This window comes from Streptomyces sp. Z423-1 (assembly GCF_013009255.1).
GTDB classification, from domain to species: Bacteria; Actinomycetota; Actinomycetes; order Streptomycetales; family Streptomycetaceae; genus Streptomyces; species Streptomyces gossypiisoli.
Genome location: NZ_CP053109.1, coordinates 4291654 through 4310760, shown reverse-complemented (window position 1 = coordinate 4310760; position 19107 = coordinate 4291654). Strand labels below are relative to the sequence as shown.

Below are 19107 nucleotides of genomic sequence, written 5' to 3'. Positions count from 1 at the left end.
CCCTGTCTCCTCGGCCCCGGGGGCAAGCGCCTTCCGACGCGGTCCCGACCGCTCTCCCGCGCCGGGCGAGGTGTCTCGCCGGGCGGTCCTCGGGGCACTCACCGGCCGGCGGGGCGGCGGCCCTTCTCCGAGAGGAGCGCCGCAACCGGACGCGTGGCAGCGGCTCGTGCACGCGTCGAGACGGTTCTGACGGCCGCCGAACACTGCCGGGTTCCACAGGCCAGCGCGCGGGAGATGTTCGGGGTCGCCCCTGGAGTCCTCCACCGCGCACCGCGCGAGGGGATCTGCTGCGACGCCCCTGCCCGGGCCGAGGCGTCCGAAGGAGGGGTCCACCGGCTCCTGACTCCCGGGCTTCGGGCTCGTCCAGGCCGTGAGGAAGTGCGTCGTCCACGAGCTCTCCCCCCCCGGACCGTGTCACCCGGCCCGGCGACCGCACAGACCGCGAATCGGCGTGTGCGTCGGCCACTCTGGTGTTCAAGCGGATCAGCGGTGGACGGGAGGCGCCGGCGGACCTCTGGTCCGCGGTCTCTGGCTTGCCCCACGTCGCGGCCGGACTCACTGCCGGACATGCCGGTCCCACCCTGCGCCGGCACGCGCACACCACGCACATCCCTTCGCCTCACTCACCGGTCCATACACAGTTGCTTCATATGACTATGTCCAACAACCCAGTCAGCCGACATTGTCACTCGACAATGTCTGCCTGTAGATTGACAGCCATCGCTTGCCACCCATGATCGAAAGGCACGCTCATGTCCCATGCGCCTCTCTCCGAAACCGAGCGGATCCCCGAGCGCCCGGCTCTTCCCCTGATCGGGCATGCGCTCGACGTCCCCGGTGGGGCCGAAGGTCTCGCCTATGTCATGAAGGAGGCCAAGGAGCTGGGGCCGCTGTTCAAGCTCCGGATCTTCGGCACCGAGATCAACTTCGTCTCCGGCCTGGATCTCGTCTCCGAACTGGCGGACGAGAGCCGGTTCCGCAAGAACGTCCACCCCGATCTCGTGATCCTGCGGGAGATCGGCGGGGACGGGCTGTTCACGGCCTATGGCGACGAGCCCAACTGGCGCAAGGCGCACGACGTCCTGATGCCGGCGTTCTCCCTGGGCGCGATGCGGGGCTACCACGCGACGATGCTCAAGGTCGCCCGGGAGCTGATCGCCAAGTGGGACCGGGCGGCCGGGGAGCTTCCGGTGGACGTGGCCGCCGACATGACCCGGCTGACCTTCGACACGATCGGACTGTGCGGCTTCGGCTACGACTTCGAATCCTTTCGCCGCGATGAGCCGCATCCCTTCATCACGGCGCTTGCGAGGGCACTGGACTTCGCTCAGGCCAAGGGCGAGTCCATCCCCGGGACCGAGTTCTTCCAGTGGAAGAAGGCGGAGCAGTTCCGCAACGACGTCACCCTGATGAAGGACCTGGTCGATGATGTGATCCGGCAGCGCAGGGCGGACGGCGACCAGAGCACCGACGACCTGCTGGGCCGGATGCTGCACACCCGCGACGACGTGACCGGCGAGTCCCTGGACGACGTCAACATCCGCTACCAGGCGATCACCTTCCTCATCGCCGGCCATGAGACCACCAGTGGCCTCCTGTCGTTCGCGCTGTACTACCTGACCAAGCACCCCGAGGTACTGGCCCGCGCCCAGGCGGAAGTGGACGCCCTGTGGGGCGATACGGCCGACCCCGACCCGCAGTACGCGGACATCGGCAAGCTCACCTACGTCCGCCAGATCCTCAACGAGAGCCTGCGGCTGTGGCCCACGGCGCCGTCGTACGCGGTCGAGCCCCTGGCCGACACAGTCATCGGCGGCAAGTACGCCGTGCGCCAGGGCGAGTCGCTGATGGTGCTGATCCCTCAGCTGCACCGGGATCCCGCCTGGGGGGACAACGTCGAGCTGTTCGACCCGGAGCGATTCTCGGCCGAGCGGGAGGCCGCACGCCCGGTCCACCTGTTCAAGCCGTTCGGCAACGGCGAAAGGGCCTGCATCGGCCGCCAGTTCGCGCTGCACGAGGCGACGCTCGTCCTCGCCCTGCTGGTGCACCGGTTCCGCCTGATCGACCACACCGACTACCAGCTCAAGATCAAGCAGTCCCTCACCCTCAAGCCCGACAACTTCACCCTGAACCTGGCCTGGCGCGACAGCGGCGAGCGCCGCCTGCCCACCGCCGCCGCCACCATCAGCGCACCCGCCGAACAGGCGCGGCCCGCCGCCCGGCGTGCGGCCGGTACGACGCTGACCGTGCTGCACGGTTCCAATCTCGGGACCTGCTCCGGCATCGCCGCCGATCTCGCCGTGGACGGCGACGAGCACGGCTTCGCCGCCGCCGTCGCCTCCCTCGACGACGCCGTGGGCGAACTCACCGGCACCGCCGGCCCGGTGGTGATCGTCGCCGCCTCCTACAACGGCAGGCCCACCGACGACGCCGCCCGGTTCGTGTCATGGCTGGAGGAGTTGGAGCCCGGCTCGCTCGACGGCGTCGAGTACGCGGTGCTCGGCGTCGGCGACCGCAACTGGGCCGCCACCTACCAGCGCATCCCGACGCTCATCGACGAGCGGCTCGCCGCCGCCGGTGCGACGCCCCTGCTGGAGCGTGGCGCCGCCGACGCCGCGGGGGACTTCGCAGGCACCGTCGACCGGTGGACCGGCGACCTGTGGAACGCCCTGCTGGAGAAGTACGGAAGCCCGGTGCGGGCCGGCGCCGAACCGGCCGGACAGAGCGGCGAAGCCGACGCCGACCAGGGCCTGTACGAGCTTCAGGACGCCACTCAGTCGGTCACCGGCCCACTCGCGGCACGGCACGGCGTACAGCCCATGGAGGTGCTGGACGCCTACGAACTGGTCGACATGGACCATCCGCTCGGCCGCTCCAAGCGCTTCATCCGGCTGCGGTTGCCCGACGGCGTCACCTACCGCACCGGCGACCACCTCGCGGTGCTCCCGCGCAACCCGGCCGCCCTCGTGCGGCGGGTCGCCGACCGCTTCGGCCTCGACCTGGACCGCACCGTACGGCTGAAAGCACGCCGCCGCAGCCGCAACGCCCTGCCCGTCGACCGTCCGCTGACGCTGCGTCAACTGCTTGCGGACTTCGTGGAGCTGCAGGACACCGCAACCCAGGAGCAGGTCGCCGTACTCGCCGAGCACACCGCCTGCCCGCCCGAGCGCCGTCCCCTGGTGGAACTCGCCGAGGCGCAGCCCGACGTCTTCCGCGAGCGGGTCACCGACGCCGGGTGCAGCCTCCTGGACCTGCTGGAGCGCTACCGCGCCTGCGAGCTGCCGTTCGAGCACTTCCTGGAACTGTTGCCCGTCCTGCGGCCACGGCACTACTCGATCTCGTCGTCCGCCGCGGCCGCGCCCGGTGAGGTGGACCTGATGGTGTCGCTCCTCAAAGCACCGCACCGCAGCGGCGAGGGCACCTTCCACGGCATCGCCTCCCACTACCTGCAGACTGTCAGCGCGGGCGACACCCTCCAGGCGCGGGTGCTCCCCTGCAGCGAAGCCTTCCGTCTGCCGCAGGACCCGGCCGTCCCCGTGATCCTGATCAGCGCGGGCACCGGAGTGGCGCCTTTCCGCGGCGCCGTCCTCGACCGGCTGCACGGCAAGGCGACCGGGACACTGCTGTGCTACTTCGGCTGCGACCACCCGGACGTCGACTTCCTCCACCGCGAGGAACTCCAGGCGGCCGAGGACGCCGGAGCCGTCAGCCTGCGCCCCGTCTTCAGCCACGCCCCCGAGGACGGCGTCCGTTTCGTCCAGGACCGCATCGCCAAGGAAGGTGCGGAGGTCTGGTCGGTCCTGCAGGCCGGAGGACGGGTGTACGTCTGCGGCGACGGGCGCCGCATGGCCCCCGGCGTACGCGCAGCGCTCCAGGCCGTCTACCGCGAGCAGACCGGAGCCGACGCCGACCAGGCCGCCGCCTGGCTGACCGCCATGACGGAGTCCGGCACGTACGTCGAGGACGTCTGGGCCGGCTGACCCCCGTCGGCACGCACTCTGCACATCAAATGACCAAAGCCTTGCATCAGCGACCAAAGGACAGATCATGACCGATACACAGAGCACTGCGGCCGCAGACCACCGCGGGAGCCGCACCACCGATGTCGTGGTGGTCGGTGCGGGGCTGGCCGGTCTGACGGCGGCGCGGGAACTCGTCGCGGCGGGCAAGTCGGTGGCCGTGCTGGAGGCCCGCGACCGGGTCGGCGGCCGACTGCTCAACCACCACCTCGGCGACGGCCAAGTCACGGAGATCGGCGGGCAGTTCGTCGGCCCCACCCAGGACCACATCCTGGCGCTGGCCAAGGAGGTCGGCGTGGCCACCTACCAGGCCGCCGTCCCCGGCGAGACCGTCTACGTCAACGACGGCAAGGCCAAGCGGTTCACCGGGCACACCCCGCCGGACCTGTTCGCCCTGCCTGACATGGGCATCGCCCTGGCCCGGATCGGCCAGGCCGCGGCCAAGGTGGACCCGGCCGCCCCCTGGCAGACCCCCGACGCCCGCGAACTGGACGGCATGACCTACGAGACCTGGCTGCGCAAGGCCGAGATCACCGGCGACGCCGTCGACATGGTCAACCTCTTCCTCAACTCCGCCTACGGCGGCGAAGCCCGCGACGCGTCCGCCCTGTTCAGCCTCTGGTACGTCTCCACCTTCGGCAACGAGACCCACCCCGGCACCATGGAACGCGGCACCGGCACCACCGGCGGCGCCCAGGACAGCCGGTTCGTCGGCGGCTCACAGCTCGTCGCGCAGCGGCTGGCCGAGGAACTCGACGGCCGGGTCCATCTGTCGGCGCCGGTGCGGCGCATCAGCCAGGACTCCACCGGTGTCATCGTGGTCTCCGACGCCGGCGACTGGCGGGCCGACCGAGTGATCCTCGCCGTACCGCCGCTGGTGGCCTCGCGGATCGTGTGGGACCCGCTGCTGCCGGCCCAGCAGGACCAGCTCTTCCAGCGGCTGCCGTTCGGCACCCTCATGAAGTGCGTGGCCGTCTACGACAAGCCGTTCTGGCGTGAGGACGGACTGTCCGGCATGGGCCTGCTGCGCGGCGGCTCCCCCATCCGCGAGATGTTCGACAACACCCCGCCCGACGGCGGACCCGGCGTGCTCATGGGCTTCCTCGGCGGCAAGGAATGGCGCAAGTGGGCCCACCGCCCGGCCGCCGAACGCCGCGGCGCCGTGCTGCGCTGCTTCGCCCAGGTCGTCGGGGACCGCGCCTTCGACACCGTCGACTACGTCGAGCAGGACTGGACCGTCGAGCAGTGGACCCAGGGCGGCCCCACCTCCGTCGCCGCCCCCGGCGTGCTCACCGACTTCGGCCAGTGGATGGGCCGCCCCCACGGCCGCGTCCACTGGGCGGGCGCCGAGTTCTCCCCCTACTGGAACGGCTACATGGACGGCGCTGTCCGCTCCGGCAAGCACACCGCCACCGAACTCCTCCACCACGTCTGAGCGCAAGAACCACCGACAAGCAAGGGAACCCTGCCATGAACCGTTTCGTCGTCGCCGAGACCGGCGTCATCGACGCCCCCATCGGACGGGTCTGGGACGTCATCTCCCGCACCGACCGGTACGCCGAGTGGGTCGCCGGAGCCATCGAGGTCACCGACCACCACGGCGTCGCCACCGTCGGCAAGACCTACGCCGAGCGCAACCGCACCCTCGGCCCCCTCAAGACCGACTCGGTCTGGACCGTCAGGGAGATCGAACCCCTCAAGCGCCGCGTCGACACCGGCACCGGATTCGCCCCGCTCCAGGACGTCACCAACACCTTCGAGTTCCGCCCGGTCCAGAGTGCCGACGGCCGGGAGGCGACGGAGATGCTCTACCAGGTCGAGTACACCATCGGCCTCGGTCCACTGGGCCTGCTCCTCGACTCCATACAGCAGCCCGCGATGCGCGCCGGCATGCGCACTTCCATGGCCAACCTCAACACCCTGCTCCGATCGGAGGACTCGAGCACCGGTCGACGGTGACGCCGGTCAGCGGTCGCCCGCCCCTCCCCTTCCCGGAGATCCATCCCCTTTCAGAGAACCGAGGTTCGCATCATGTCCACCACCATGCTGGCCGGACGCCTCCACCTGGACACCCGCACCTTCGCGGTCGAAGAGGTCCCCGTTCCCGTCCCCGGTCCCGGAGAGGTGCTGATCGAGGTCAGGGCCGCCGGAGTGTGCCTGTCCGACGTCCACCTGATCGACGGCAGCCTCACCCCTGCCTTTCCTGTCGAGGCGGTCACCCGTTCGGGCGCGGTCACCCTCGGCCACGAGGTCGCGGGCGTCATCCACGCGCTGGGCCCCGGCCTGTTGGGGGACTGGGCCCCCGGCATGCGCGTCGCCCTGCAGGCCGGCCAGTCGTGCGGAGTGTGCGCCGACTGCATGCGCCGCTCCCCCTGTCCACGGCCGCTCACGCGCGGCGTCGACTACGACGGCGGCTGGGCCGAGTACGCCGTCGCCCGGGAGGACACCCTCGCCCCCATCCCCGACCACCTGCCCTTCGACCAGGCCGCCATCATCCCCGACGCGGTCTCCACCCCGTATGCCGCGATCATCGAGAGCGGGGCGGTCCGGCCGGCGCAGTGCGTCGGTGTCTGGGGCGCCGGCGGTCTGGGCGCCCACGGCATCCGGCTCGCCCGCCTGGCCGGCGCCGCGCCCGTCATCGCCGTCGACCCGCTGCCCGAGGCCCGCGAACGGGCCCTCGCCTTCGGCGCCGACCTCGCACTCGACCCCGCCGACCCGGGATTCGCCGAAGCCGTGGGCCGGGCCACCGGCGGCCGCGGCCTCGACGCCGCCTTCGATTTCGCAGGTTTCCCAGCGGTCCGCGAGCAGGCTGCTGCGCTCCTGGGCGCCGGCGGTGTCCTCGTCCTGGCCGGTCTCACCCCTGAACCGCTCACCATCACCGACAGCACGTCCTTCAGCTACCGCGGCAACCAGATCCGCGGTCACTACGGCTCCGGACCCGAGCACGTGACCCAGCTCATCCGCCTGGCCGCCGCCGGCAGGCTCGACCTGGCGCCTTCCATCACCGATCGTATTCCCCTGGCCGAGGCGGCCGACGCCGTCACCCGACTGGAGAAGAAAACCGGCAACCCGATCCGCCTCGTCCTCACTCCGTGAATCATCGAGGAGTTCAATAAGATGCTCAGGGGCGAGCAGATCTGCCGCGTGCTGTCCAACTCCGCGGAATGGGTCGCACGGTTCAATCTCCAGCGTCTGCATTCTGCGACCGACACTATTCGGCCCGTCGAACACGAGGCCAACTACTACCCTCGACACCAGCCCCAACCGGCCGCTGGACCCAACCCGTAGAGCTTCCACTGATCCCGGGGTGGTTCAGTGCGTGCAGGTGGGTGGGCCGCCGCGCGGGGAATTCACCACTCAGTCGATCACTCAGCGAATGGCTACGAACGAGTCCGGTCACCAATTACCGGCAGATCGAGTCTTTCTGACGATTACACGTGCCCCTGTGATCGTTCCTTTATCGGCTTCCCAGTGCCAAGTTGGTGTCACCCTTGCTAGGTTGAAGCCCACGCCTCCGAGACAACGTCAGGTAAGTCTCGCAGTTTCACAGAGGCAGTATTTCCCCTGAGCCTTCACCAAGGCTTTCCTTGGATGCCCGAAAACCGTAACGGCTGAGCCTTGCTGCTTCCAGCCACGCCTCTCGGCATCCCCCCCAACACACCAGAAAGCGCGCGTAAGTGATGAGATCCCTACAGCGTTTCGGCTCCCCGCTGGCTGTCTCCGCCATGACGATCGTGCTGAGCACGCCCGCACTGGCCACCGCCGACGAGGCGACCGGCGGCAAGGACACCACGTACTACATCTCGCTCGGCGACTCCCTGACCACCGGCTACCAACCGGACGTCGACAAGGACACCGACGCCGCCTACACCGACCAGCTCTACGCGCAGCTCAAGCAGCGCACCCCCGGACTGGAGCACATACGCCTGGGCTGCACCGCCGAGACCACCGAGTCTCTGATCAACGGCGGAAAGTGCGACTACCCGAACGCCAAGTCCCAACTGGACGCCGCCCTGAAGGCCATGGCCCAGCACCGGGGCAAGGTCGCCTACGTGACCCTCAGCGTGGGCGCCAACGACATCCTCCTCAACTGCGTCAGCCCGGCCGGCACCCTCGACGGGGCGTGCCTGAACAGCCGGAGCCAGACCATGGCAACGAACCTCGCCCAGATCGCGGGCGCGCTGCGCAAGGCGGGCACGGACAACACCCAGTTCGTGGGCTCGACGTACCACAACCCGTTCCTGGGAGCCTGGCTGCAGGGCCCCGCGGGACAGCAGGCAGCCAAGGAGTCGGCACCCCTGCTCAAGGCCGCCAACACCGGGATCACCCAGGTGTACAAGTCCACCGGCTTCAAGGTGGCCGACGTGGCCGGGGCCTTCTCCTCGGACGACTTCACCACCATGGTGAACGTGCCCGGCGCGGGCGAGGTGCCGGCGAACGTGGCCAAGATCTGTCAGCTGACCTGGGCGTGCATGAAGCAGGACCCCCATCCCAACGCCGACGGCCACAAGGTGGTCGCAGGCGCCTTCGCGGCGGTGCTCGCCGAGAACGACGCGCCCGGTGCGGGCGCGTCCCCGTCGCCCAGCGAGCCGGCCACGCCCGGTGCGGGCGCGTCCCCGACGCCCAGCGAGTCGACCACGCCCGAGGCCGGCACGGACACGGGGGCGAACGACCCCACCACGAACGGAGATCTCGCCGAGACCGGCGCGTCGAGCAGCACTCCCGTTCTCGCGGGTACCGGTCTCGCCGTCCTGGCAGCCGGCGCCGCCGCCGTCTACTTCGCGCGCAAGCGCCCTACGAGCGAGCAGAGCTGACGGCTAGTCAGTGAATCGAACGTGAGCCGCAGGCCGCTCGTGGTGTCGCGGGCGGCCTGCTCGGCTCGGCTACGGAAGCGGGCGCGCCGACTCGGTCGCCCTGAACAGGTGCGCGGTAACCGGAGCTGGGGACGGCGTCGTTGTGCCAGGACCTCTGGTCGTGTTTCGGGCCTCGACACCTCCGTGCCCGTCAGGACCGTCCAGGCCGCCGCCGCTCTCCCCGCTCCGGGACAGTTACAGCCCACTTGCCGCGCCTCCCGCACACTGCCGTTGCCGGTATCCCCAACTCCCGTCTCCGCCTCGCCCACGCCTGATCACTGCGGCCGCCCCCGGCGGAGTGCCGTAGTCGTCACCCGCGGCAACCGGGTTCGGCTCAAGAAACCGGTCGCGAACTGTCACGGACGGCGTCGGAGTCCGAGCCGGCGTAGCGCAGCAGCCGCCGCATCGGCCCCGGCCGGGCCAGGTCGGCCTGTTCGGCCGGCTGCCGGTAGTTCTTCCGCTCCGCCTGAAGGCCGAGTGGCATCACTTCTCCTCGATATTGATCAGGCAGGCGAGCGGCGGGTGACTCCCGAACTCGTGTCGGAATGACGTCCGCGGAAAGTGACACACCCAATGTGTCTTATCGCATGTGTCGGGCCAGTCCGGTCGCCTTGCCCATCGGCCATTCGAGCGGCCCCCGCTGGAAGAAGCGGGACCAGATGGTGGCGAGGACGGTGACGGACGCGATGAGGCCGAGCAGGATGTGCAGCGGCGGGACGGCCGATTTCTCGGTGTCCAGGAGCCAGATGGCGACGATGTGGTAGACGTACGCGGTCAGTGACATCGAGCCGACCGCGATGACGGGCGTGGCCAGGCGCCGCAGCCAGGGAAAGGCGTCCATGGCGGCCAGGCACGCGGTGACGACCAGGATCGCCACACCGGTGTTGGCCACGATGGACAGGGTCGCCTCGCTGTGCGGGGAGGCGACCAGCATCCCGGCGGGGGTGTCGCCGAAGATGCCCTGCTTGCCGGGCGGTGCGGACAACATGGACGACATGCCCGGTTCCCCTGCGGGTTCCCGGACGGCTTCGGCGGCACCGGGCACGAGACGCAGTGCCAGCCAGGAGCCGCCGTAACCGGTGACGGCGAGGGCGACGCCGGTGAGGGCGAGGCGTATCCGGACGGCCGTGGCGGCCAGGTCGAGGCGGGCGAGGGCCATACCGGCGATGACGAACGGGACCCAGGTCAGGGCCGGATAGCCGCCGGTGAAGAGCAGCGAGACGATGCCGTCGGCCTGGCCGACGGTGGGGAAAGCGCGGCCGCCGACCACCGGCTTCAGCAGGTACAGCAGCTGCGGGCCGGCCAGGGCCCACCCCGCGGCGATCACCGCCAGCGGCTTGGCACCCAGCCGGTACAGCGGCAGCACCAGCAGGAGGAACAGTCCGTAGAAGGCGAGGATCGGGACGACCGGGGTGCCGGTCATGGTCAGGGCGGTGCCGAGGGCCAGCAGGATCACGGCCCGGATGACGACCTTGGCGACGGCCTGGCGGCCGGCCGGCCCGGTCTTCGGTGTGCCGCGTCCGGTGATGAGGGCGACCGCGAAGCCGGCCAGGACGGCGAACAGTGCGGATGAGCGGCCTTGCGCCAGCTCCATCAGGAAGCCGATGACACCGCCCTGGTCCGGGGCGGGACCGACATGGACCGCGTACATGCCGAAGACGGCCAGGCCGCGGGCCAGGTCCAGCCCGATCAGCCGGCCCACGCCTGGCGCCCCGGTCGAAGGCTCACCACGCTCGCGTTCAAGAGACGCGGCGTCGGCCGGGGGCAGCGCGGAGTCTGGGTGCTGTGTCATGCCGTCAGGCTGGAGACGGGGCCGATCATGGACTATCCGGCAGGAGGCTGTGATGTCCCTGCCGACTGGTGGGTGCTCCCCCGCCGTGTGGCTGGAGCTGCCGCTCGTCGGGCCGCCGGGGCTCTGCATGGCTTTAGGGTCGAGGCGGCATGGGCCGGACGGCATGAACGAAGGTGAGGCGGAGCGCGTGATCCGGGTAGTGGTGGTGGATGACGAAGCCCTGGTCCGCTCGGGCTTCGAACTCATTCTGGGCGCCTCGCAGGACATCGAGGTGGTCGCGACCGCGAGCGGGGGTGACGCCGTCGAGACCGTCCGCCGGGAGCGGCCAGACGTAGTGCTGCTGGACATCCGGATGCCGGACGTCGACGGGCTCACCGTCCTGCGCGAGCTGCGGACGATGCCGGACGCTCCAGTGGTGGCGATGCTGACCACGTTCGACGCCGACGAGTACATCCTGACCGCCCTGCACTGCGGTGCGGCAGGTTTCCTCCTCAAGGACACCGAGCCCGAGCAGCTCGCCCACCTGGTGCGCACCCTGGCCGCGGGCGGCGTGGTGCTCTCCCCCAAGGCATCGCGGACCCTGCTGCACAGCCACCCCGGCACCGAGGCGGCCGTCGACGAGGACGCGGCCCGCGTGCGGCTGCTCACCGCCCGCGAACGCGACGTCCTCGTCCTGGTGGCGGAGGGGCTGTCGAACGCCGACATCGGCGCGCGCATCCACCTGGGTGCCGGCACGGTCAAGGACCACGTCAGCGCGATCCTCACAAAGCTACGGGTGACGAGCCGGGTGCAGGCCGCGCTGCTGGCGCAGCGGGCCGGACTGCTCGACGAGCACCCGCGGTCGGAAGCCGACCGATGAGCCGCGCACGCGAGCTGTGGCAGCGGGTTCCCACGCCGGTCATCGACATCGTCCTGGTGGCGGTGGCGGCCGTGGACGTATGGCTGAACATGTGGGAGCACACGCGCCTCAGTGTCGCGCTGGCCGCGGTCGGCTGCGCCGCGTTGGCCTTCCGGCGCCGGTTCCCGCTCGCCGTGTTCCTGCTCACCCTGCCCATCGCGCTGATGCAGGATGTCCCGGTCGCTGTACTCGTGGCGCTGTTCACCCTGGCCGAACGCTCCCGCAACCGCCGTCTCCTCGCGGTGTGCGTCGCCCTGTCCGCCGTCGCGGGCAGTACTCCGTGGCCCTTGGCCGAGGTCGACCGGAGCATGACACTGGTCTTCTTCGCGTATAGCCTGGCCATTGCTGCCGCACCGGTCCTCATAGCACAACTTCTCCAGACGCATCGGGACTTGGCGCGGCGGCTGGTCGAGGTCGAGGAGGCCAGGGAGCACGAGCGGGCACTGCACGCCCAGACCGTGCTCGCCCGCGAACGCGCCCAACTGGCCCGCGAGATGCACGACGTGGTCTCCCACCAGGTCAGCCTGATCGCCGTACGGGCCGGAGCGCTGCAGGTCGCCACCAAGGACGCGGACGCCAAAGAGGCCGCCCGCACCATCCGCTCACTGAGCGTCACCACCCTCGACGAACTGCGCACCATGGTCACCCTGCTGCGCGCCTCCGGCGGCAACGCCACCGAACTGACCCCGCAACCCACCCTGGCCGACCTGCGCAAACTCGTGGAATCGAGCGGCACTCACGCACAGCTGACGGGTGAACTGCCGCCCGCCGTGGGCACACCCACCCAACGCGCCCTCTACCGCACGGTCCAGGAAGCGCTGACCAACGTCCGCAAACACGCCCCCGGCGCCACGGCGTGCGTCGAGCTGTGGCAGGACGGCGACGGCATCGGAGTGACCGTCACCAACACCCCTCCCACGCGTCCCTCCCTGTCCCTCCCCGGTTCACAGCAGGGCCTGGTCGGACTGCGCGAACGGGCCGAAATCCTGCACGGCACCCTGGAGGCGGGCCCAACTGCGGAGGGCGGCTACCGAGTGCGGCTGCGGATCCCCCTCAACGCGGACTGACCGACCAGGCAGCCGGGCGGCACGGCCGCCGCCCGGCTGCCGGCCACGGCATGCCCTCTCATGCTGTCCCGTCCGGTGGTGTCGACTCACGAGACGACGGGAGCTTGCGGCCGGATCTGTCCTGTCACGGGCACCCTTCAGACGGTGTTGAGTCCTCGGCCGGTCGGCTGATCCTCGTGGATCTCGTACGCGGGCTTGCCGACGGCCCCGGCATGGCGTCAGCGCCTGACGGAGGCCGGACAGGGGCCGATATGCGACTCGGTGACATCGGCCATGCCCTCCTCACCGGCATCTGCGACAAGTCGCCGCATCACTTCAGCAGGGTGCTGACCAAGGCGACGGCCACTCCCAGAAGCGCGTCGACGCAGCCGATCCTGACGGCTCGTCCCCATGTGCGGCCTGCGGCCCGGGAGGCGAGCAGGCCCCAGCCCAGCAGCAGGACGGTGTTGATGCCGAAGGCGACGTACTCGATGCCTGTGGAGCGCCACCAGCCAAGGCCCGCCCCGCACAGCAGCAGTGTGGTGGGCAGCGCCGCCACCACCAGTGGCCATTCGGCTAGGACGGCACGCACCACACTGCGTATGCCGGGATGTCCTTGGGCGTCGCGGTGGGCGATCTGGTGGGCGTAGCCATGGGCCAGGGCCGAGGCGAGGGCGGTGAACAGGACCCACAGGGCGTCGTCCATGCGTGCCGCTCGAGTCGTCTGGCCGAACTGGGTGAGCGCGGCGACGGCCGAACTCGACACCAGGAGCCCGTACACGCCGCCGAACAGCGCAGTCGGCTGGGCCAGCCAGTTCCACACCGCACGTCTGTGACGGATGGCGGACTCGGTGCGCATGCGGGGCCTTTCGCGGTCTCGGTTTGCGTGGGTGTCGGGGCGTGGGGTTGTCCGGCCGGGCATGGAGCAGTGGCCGACCGGACAACCTGGCGCGTGGTGGGTCATCGCGCGGGGGTCAGGAGCTGGGTGGCCGCCAGCCGCGCGTACAGCGGGTCCTGGGCCACCAGTTCCTCGTGGGTGCCCACGGCCCGGACCCGGCCGGCGTCCATGACGACGATCCGGTCCGCGCCGGTCACCGTCGACAGGCGATGGGCCACCACCAGCACGGTGGTCTCCCGGGCCACCTCCGTGATGACGTCCCGCAGCGCGAGCTCGTTGACGGCGTCGAGCTGCGAGGTCGCCTCGTCCAACAACAGCAGCCGGGGCTTGCGCAGAAGTGCGCGTGCGATGGCGACGCGCTGCCGCTCGCCTCCCGACAGCTTCGAGCCGCGGTGCCCGACCGGGGTGTCCAGGCCGTGGGGCAAGCTGTCGACGGGGGAGTCGAGCCTCGTCCGTGCCAGGACGTCGCGGATGTCGTCGTCCGTCGCATGGGGAGCGGCGAAGACGAGGTTCTCGCGGAGCGTGCCGGCCAGCACCGGGGCGTCCTGCTCCACGTACCCGATGGCAGACCGCAGCTCGGCCAGGGACCAGTCCTGTACGTCCTTGCCGTCGACCAGGACCCGGCCGCCGGTGGCCTCGTGAAACCGCTCGATGAGCGCGAACACCGTCGACTTGCCCGCACCGGACGGGCCCACGAAGGCGGTCATCCCGGTGCGCGGCACCTCGAAGCTCACCTGCCGATGGACGTACGCCTGGCCCGGGCGGTAGCGGAAGGACACGTCCTCGAAGCGGACCGACGCCGGTCCCGGCACCGATGCCCCCTGCCTGGGCAGGCCGTCCTGCCGCCCGGCAGACGGCTCGGTCGCCAGGCGTTCCACGTGCGCGATCCGGGAGATCGCGGCCGCCCCCTCCTGATAGGAGGACACGGCGTCGACCAGCCTGGACACCGGCTCGATCAGGTAGAAGAGGTACAGCAGGAAGGCGATGAGGGTGGACACGGGGATCTCCCCGGACGCCACCCGCGCCCCGCCGACCGCGAGCACCGCGAGGAAGGCCATCTGGACGGCGAGTTCGTCGGCCGAGCCCGCCACGGCCTCCCACTTCGCGCTCTTCACGCCGTACCGCCACGCCCGCCGCGCCGCCGCCTGAACCCGGGCGGTCTCCCGCTCCTCGGCACCGGACGCCTTGACCGTACGGAGCGCTCCGAGGGACCGCTCCAGCGCGACGGAGATCTCCCCGACCGCCTCCTGCGACCGCTCGGTGGCCTGCGCGATCTTCGGCATCACCAGCGCGACGGCCCCGCCGACCAGCACGACCACCCCGAGCGTCACACCCAGCAGTACGACATCCAGGAACGCCATCATCACGATCGCCGCCACGAAGGCCACCGCGCCGGTGGCGGCGGAGACGACCGCCTGGGTGCTGACCGCCCGCAGCAGCGTGGTGTCCGAGGTGACCCGGGACATCAGATCACCCGGCGGGATCCGCTCCCACTGCGCGATCCGCAACCGCAGCAACCGCCCCACCAGGGTGCGCCGCGCGGCCAGGACCACCGACTCCGCCGTCCGCTCCAGCACATACGCGCCGAACGCCTCGACCGCCGTGCCCAGCACCACCAGGACGGTGAGCGCGATCAGGATCCCGGCGATGGTCTCACCCGTCGCCAGCCGGTCCACCAGCGCCTTCGTGGCCAACGGCTGCAGCAGCCCCCCGGCGGCCCCGACCAGGGCGCACAGCAGGCCGAGGGCGACGGCCCACCGGTGCGGCCGCACATACGCGTACAGCGCCCTGACCGTCTCCCGGGCGGACAGGGAAGTCTCATCCGTCGTCGGGGCGGATGCGGTGTTCACGAAGTTCCCTTCTTCTGCAGTGTCGCGGCGTCACAACCCGGTACGCAGGCCGGAGTGCCGAGGCAGTCCTCGCGCTCCTTGTGCCGGCGCGGTGTGTCATGCCTCCAGCCTGGAAGCCCGGCCGCCTCGCGCCCATCCGGCAACCGTCGGGTCCACCCCCGCCAAGTGGCTGAAAAGGACCGCCGTCCGGTCGCACCGGACCGGCCGGTGAGGACGAGACTCCACCGGTCGGCAGGGCGGTAGCCACCGATCGGCGGGGGAGTTACCGAAACCTGCCGGATGGTCCGCCCCCGGACGTCCACGCGAGGTTCTCCCTATGACACAGACACAGCCGCCGCAGGAGACGTCAGCTCCCCAGGAGAACTCGCCTCCGCCGCCCCGAACCTCCCCCGAGTCCGCCGCGCCGGCCTCGCCCGGTGCCTCGATGGGGCGCCTCGTCGGGGTGGACCTGGCCCGCGCGCTGGCGGTGTTCGGCATGTACGTCGTGCACATCGGCCCCCCGCTGTCGGCCACGGACGGCGTCGCAAGCTGGATCCGGTACCTGGCGGACGGTCACTCGTCGGTCCTGTTCGCCACCCTCGCCGGGTTCTCGCTGATGCTGCTCGCCGGCCGCAGCGAGCCCAAGACCGGCCTGGCCGGCCGGCAGGCGAAGGCGCGGATCGCGATCCGCGCCGTCGTCCTACTGGCGCTGGGCACCGCGATGGCCATGGAGTACGGGGGAGTGATCATCCTCGGCTTCTACGGGGTCTACTTCCTGCTGGCCCTGCCCCTGGTACGCCTGTCGGCCAGGACCCTCGCAATCATCGCGGCCGCGTTCGCCCTGGTCACACCGCAGTTGGCGTTCGCCCTCAACTCGCTGCTGACCGAATCCGTCCAGCAGAGCATCAACGCCTACGACCCGCTCCGCCGCCTCAGCGAGGTGGGCGTCCTCGATCTGCTGCTCACCGGCTTCTACCCGGCGCTCACGTGGATGTCGTTCGTGATCGCGGGCATGGCGCTGGGCCGCCTCGACCTGTCCTCCGGCACTGTCCAGAAGCGCCTGGCCGCGCTCGGTGCCGCCCTCACCGTGGCCGCCTACGGCATGTCCCTGCTGCTCGCCGGCAAGGGCGCGCTGCGAAGCCTCGCGGAAGACGGGCCGTCGTCCAGCGGCTCCGGGTCACTGTCCCCCGACAGCGGGTCGGCACCCCTCGACGGCGGGTCGTTCCCCGATATGCCGGCGTCGTCGCTCCTGGCGGCCGGGCCGCACAGCGGCACCACGTTCGACATCATCGGCAGCGTGGGCGTCGCGATCCTCGTGATCGTGGGCGCGACGGTGGCGATGGACCGCCTGCCGCGACTGCGCCGCCTGGCGAAACCGGTCATCGCCGTGGGCACCATGTCCCTGACCGCCTACGTCGGCCACTTCCTCGCACAGTCCGCACTGTCCCTGCCCGCCGGGACCAGCACCCAGCAGTCCTGGCTGCCACTGCTCATGTTCATCCTCGGCGCGACCGTGTTCGCCGCGATCTGGTCCCGCTTCTTCCGCCGCGGCCCCCTGGAGTACCTCCTCAACGCCGCCACCAAGCCGGCGAAGCACATCCGATGAGACCCGGCCGGGGCGGGACGCCGCCACGCCCCACCCCGGCCCGGGCCACTCATGGATCCAGCATCTGCCACGGCTGCCCCAGCCCTCTTGGAGGACTGGCCGGCACGAACCATGAGGTCCTTCAGCTTGGCGCCGGTATCGGCGGCGAGGGTATTGCCGGTGTGGCGGAGGTCGTGGAAGCGGAAGCTCTCCGGCATCCCGACCTTGGCCCGCGCCCTTCGCCATTTCCGCCCGAAGGTGGAGCGGCGGAAGGGCGCGCCGCGCTCCCCTGTGAAGAGGAGTCCGTCCGGCTCCTTCGCGGCGAACCACTGCAGGTGGCGGCGCAGATCCGGAAGCAGGAAGTCGGGTAGGTAGATGGTGCGTTCGCCCGCCCGGAACTTGGGGTCGCCGGTGACGCGTCTGCCATTCGTCAGCTCCGGGGAAGCCTGGGTGACGCGCAGGGAACACTCGTCCAGATCCACGCTGCGGCGCCGAAGCTCGGCCAGTGCCTCGGGGCGGAGGGAGGCAAAGGCGCCAAGCAGGACCATCAGGCGCCAGCCGGGCAGCCCGACCGTGCCGAGAACGGTGGGACCAACTCATCGACAACGCCCGGGAGTTAGTAGCGGCGGGCAAGCAGTACCGCAACGCCCACCGCGACGGCTTCGAGGACTTCATGGCGAACCTGGGCCTCGTCGAGCGCTTCAGGCAGCAGCTCACTCTCTACGTCGGCGAGGTGCGGGGCGCCCTCCCCGGCCGGATCGGCGACCGCTGCTCCGTCCCTCGTGCACGCCTGCAGCGAAGGCTTTCCGGCCGGCGCTTGCTTCCTCAGGGTTCGGCAGCTCGCCAGCACCAAGAGGGACTCCTGGCGACCCCGAGCAGACGACGTGCCCATGGCGTGCCCGTAAGACCGGTCAATCACGGTCAACGGGGGTGCGACGCGGCACGTCCGGATGCCACGCCGGAAGACATACACCCAGGTCAGGGGTTATCCGGCGATGCAAGCGCCATCGCTTCCCGTTTGCGAGTGCTCCTGCACCCCGAGATTGGGCACGCGGAGGGCACGCGCGCCTCGCGAGAGCGGCCCCATCACGTCGCGACGTGGCGCTGACCTGCGCTTTCACTTGGATGAGCCGGAAGCGAGCCCTCAGCCTGCTGTTCCCGGGCGATGGCGGACACCCGTCCTGCACGTGCTTCGTCGTGGGCGGTGCACAAGCCCCTTGTGGGAGCGGGCACTTGACCGCCGAGGGTACTGCGTCAGAGCGGGAGGTCGTCGGGGAGCACCCGGAACGCCTTGTAGCGGCCCAACGGGCGTACGGCCCGGAAGTCTCGTCGGGCGAGGGTGAGAATCGCGTCCGTGTCGTAGTCGGCGGCAAGCGCCACGTTCACAGCGTCGGCGAGGCCGAGGTCCAGCGCGCGGTGGCGGACACGGACAGACTGGGCGGCAGCCAGGTGGTCCTCCGTGATCTCCGGCATGACGACACGACCCCGGCTCATCCAGCGCCTCAGGTCATCGACCGCGCTGAGGAAAGCCTCCCTGCCGAGCTCACGTGTCGCCACGTGATCCAGTTCGGCCAGCAGGAGCGGGGACATGACCAGCAGGCCCGCCGCCATGATCGCCTCGTTCGCCGCCCCGTGTTCCGGATGAGCCGAGTCCAGGGCTGCCAGAAGGCCGGACGCGTTGGCGATGACAATGATCACGCGGCGGATCCGGAACCCGAGCCGGTCTCCCGCCGGACGGCCTCCGCGACCGTGTCGCGGACCTCCGGCTTGGACAGTGTGCGCCCCGGCCCCTCGAAGGTGCGTGAGAACAGCGGCTCGTCCCAGACCCGGTTCGCCATGGCTGCAAGGTGGATGCCCTGGCGGATGATCTCGGCCTCGCTTATGCCCCGGCGCTTGGCGGCCTCTTTGATGATCGCCAGGGCCTCGGGGTCGGCGTAGACGTTGGTGCGCTTCATGGGCATGTACCAAGTGTGGTCCATGTACCGGTTTGGTGTATCCGCGCGCTTCACCTTGTCCCACTGGCCCCGCCCATGGGCAGGCGGCCTCGAGTCCGCAACCACAGCTGTCCTGGGCACGAGACACCTGGCGACGGATTCCTCCCAAGACCCGTCGCCCCACCCCCGGGACCAATTACTCGGGAGCCGTCCATGGCGTGCCCGTAAGGACAGAGGACCACGGTCAACAGCG

Annotated in this window: 15 protein-coding genes and 1 pseudogene; 8 read left to right on the top strand and 8 right to left on the bottom strand. The window is 70.4% G+C overall.

Annotated features, from left to right (window positions below):
- Positions 1–752 precede the first annotated feature (752 nt).
- From HJD23_RS19230 to HJD23_RS19210, 5 genes are all read left to right on the top strand, one after another.
- A complete protein-coding gene (locus HJD23_RS19230) occupies positions 753–3980 on the top strand; it encodes a cytochrome P450 (protein ID WP_171109582.1) in 3228 nt (1075 codons plus the stop codon).
- A gap of 67 nt (positions 3981–4047) precedes the next feature.
- Positions 4048–5454: a flavin monoamine oxidase family protein gene (locus HJD23_RS19225; protein WP_171109581.1), complete on the top strand. Its 1407-nt coding sequence runs from the start codon at positions 4048–4050 to the stop codon at positions 5452–5454.
- 35 nt (positions 5455–5489) lie between these two features.
- Complete coding sequence (locus tag HJD23_RS19220) at positions 5490–5978, top strand: SRPBCC family protein (RefSeq protein WP_171109580.1); 489 nt, start codon at positions 5490–5492, stop codon at positions 5976–5978.
- Positions 5979–6050: 72 nt separating this feature from the next.
- Positions 6051–7115 carry a zinc-binding dehydrogenase gene (locus HJD23_RS19215; protein ID WP_171109579.1) on the top strand — a complete coding sequence of 355 codons (1065 nt, stop codon included), beginning with the start codon at positions 6051–6053 and terminating at the stop codon, positions 7113–7115.
- A 629-nt stretch (positions 7116–7744) separates the two neighbouring features.
- Complete coding sequence (locus HJD23_RS19210; RefSeq protein ID WP_171109578.1) at positions 7745–8833, top strand: SGNH/GDSL hydrolase family protein; 1089 nt, start codon at positions 7745–7747, stop codon at positions 8831–8833.
- 373 nt (positions 8834–9206) lie between these two features.
- On the opposite strand, the gene HJD23_RS19205 is transcribed toward HJD23_RS19210, so the two are convergent.
- Positions 9207–9356 (bottom strand): hypothetical protein, encoded by a 150-nt coding sequence (locus HJD23_RS19205; protein ID WP_171107091.1) that lies wholly within the window; start codon positions 9354–9356, stop codon positions 9207–9209.
- Between the two features lie 96 nt (positions 9357–9452).
- The gene (locus HJD23_RS19200; RefSeq protein ID WP_171109577.1) at positions 9453–10664 is read right to left on the bottom strand and encodes a DUF418 domain-containing protein; all 1212 of its coding nucleotides are present in this window, start codon (positions 10662–10664) and stop codon (positions 9453–9455) included.
- Between the two features lie 163 nt (positions 10665–10827).
- Between HJD23_RS19200 and HJD23_RS19195 the strand changes: the two genes are divergently transcribed.
- On the top strand, positions 10828–11523 hold the full coding sequence (locus HJD23_RS19195) for a response regulator transcription factor (RefSeq protein ID WP_171109576.1): 696 nt from the start codon (positions 10828–10830) through the stop codon (positions 11521–11523).
- Complete coding sequence (locus HJD23_RS19190; protein ID WP_171109575.1) at positions 11520–12629, top strand: histidine kinase; 1110 nt, start codon at positions 11520–11522, stop codon at positions 12627–12629. The genes HJD23_RS19195 and HJD23_RS19190 overlap by 4 nt, the downstream gene beginning before the upstream one ends.
- A 310-nt stretch (positions 12630–12939) precedes the next feature.
- Here the strand turns inward: HJD23_RS19190 and HJD23_RS19185 are convergent, their stop codons facing one another.
- Both HJD23_RS19185 and HJD23_RS19180 read right to left on the bottom strand, forming a co-directional pair.
- Positions 12940–13467: a hypothetical protein gene (locus HJD23_RS19185; RefSeq protein ID WP_171109574.1), complete on the bottom strand. Its 528-nt coding sequence runs from the start codon at positions 13465–13467 to the stop codon at positions 12940–12942.
- Between the two features lie 101 nt (positions 13468–13568).
- The gene (locus HJD23_RS19180; RefSeq protein WP_171109573.1) at positions 13569–15356 is read right to left on the bottom strand and encodes an ABC transporter ATP-binding protein; all 1788 of its coding nucleotides are present in this window, start codon (positions 15354–15356) and stop codon (positions 13569–13571) included.
- 316 nt (positions 15357–15672) lie between these two features.
- Between HJD23_RS19180 and HJD23_RS19175 the strand changes: the two genes are divergently transcribed.
- Positions 15673–16941 (top strand): DUF418 domain-containing protein, encoded by a 1269-nt coding sequence (locus HJD23_RS19175; RefSeq protein WP_240980748.1) that lies wholly within the window; start codon positions 15673–15675, stop codon positions 16939–16941.
- Positions 16942–17021: 80 nt separating this feature from the next.
- Here HJD23_RS19175 and HJD23_RS19170 read toward each other — a convergent pair.
- From HJD23_RS19170 to HJD23_RS19155, 4 genes and pseudogenes are all read right to left on the bottom strand, one after another.
- Positions 17022–17492, bottom strand: a pseudogene (locus tag HJD23_RS19170) (tyrosine-type recombinase/integrase); the annotation flags it as partial.
- 44 nt (positions 17493–17536) lie between these two features.
- Positions 17537–17773: a hypothetical protein gene (locus HJD23_RS19165; protein WP_171109572.1), complete on the bottom strand. Its 237-nt coding sequence runs from the start codon at positions 17771–17773 to the stop codon at positions 17537–17539.
- Between the two features lie 401 nt (positions 17774–18174).
- On the bottom strand, positions 18175–18618 hold the full coding sequence (locus tag HJD23_RS19160) for a PIN domain-containing protein (protein ID WP_171109571.1): 444 nt from the start codon (positions 18616–18618) through the stop codon (positions 18175–18177).
- The gene (locus HJD23_RS19155; protein ID WP_171109570.1) at positions 18615–18881 is read right to left on the bottom strand and encodes a CopG family transcriptional regulator; all 267 of its coding nucleotides are present in this window, start codon (positions 18879–18881) and stop codon (positions 18615–18617) included. The genes HJD23_RS19160 and HJD23_RS19155 overlap by 4 nt, the downstream gene beginning before the upstream one ends.
- Positions 18882–19107 lie beyond the last annotated feature (226 nt).

Bases quoted from the DNA above. Each gene is read 5' to 3' on its own strand.
- HJD23_RS19230 (WP_171109582.1), top strand. From the start codon at position 753: ATGTCCCATGCGCCTCTCTCCGAAACCGAGCGGATCCCCGAGCGCCCG.
- HJD23_RS19225 (WP_171109581.1), top strand. From the start codon at position 4,048: ATGACCGATACACAGAGCACTGCGGCCGCAGACCACCGCGGGAGCCGC.
- HJD23_RS19220 (WP_171109580.1), top strand. From the start codon at position 5,490: ATGAACCGTTTCGTCGTCGCCGAGACCGGCGTCATCGACGCCCCCATC.
- HJD23_RS19215 (WP_171109579.1), top strand. From the start codon at position 6,051: ATGTCCACCACCATGCTGGCCGGACGCCTCCACCTGGACACCCGCACC.
- HJD23_RS19210 (WP_171109578.1), top strand. From the start codon at position 7,745: ATGACGATCGTGCTGAGCACGCCCGCACTGGCCACCGCCGACGAGGCG.
- HJD23_RS19205 (WP_171107091.1), bottom strand. From the start codon at position 9,356: ATGCCACTCGGCCTTCAGGCGGAGCGGAAGAACTACCGGCAGCCGGCC.
- HJD23_RS19200 (WP_171109577.1), bottom strand. From the start codon at position 10,664: ATGACACAGCACCCAGACTCCGCGCTGCCCCCGGCCGACGCCGCGTCT.
- HJD23_RS19195 (WP_171109576.1), top strand. From the start codon at position 10,828: ATGAACGAAGGTGAGGCGGAGCGCGTGATCCGGGTAGTGGTGGTGGAT.
- HJD23_RS19190 (WP_171109575.1), top strand. From the start codon at position 11,520: ATGAGCCGCGCACGCGAGCTGTGGCAGCGGGTTCCCACGCCGGTCATC.
- HJD23_RS19185 (WP_171109574.1), bottom strand. From the start codon at position 13,467: ATGCGCACCGAGTCCGCCATCCGTCACAGACGTGCGGTGTGGAACTGG.
- HJD23_RS19175 (WP_240980748.1), top strand. From the start codon at position 15,673: ATGACACAGACACAGCCGCCGCAGGAGACGTCAGCTCCCCAGGAGAAC.
- HJD23_RS19155 (WP_171109570.1), bottom strand. From the start codon at position 18,881: ATGCCCATGAAGCGCACCAACGTCTACGCCGACCCCGAGGCCCTGGCG.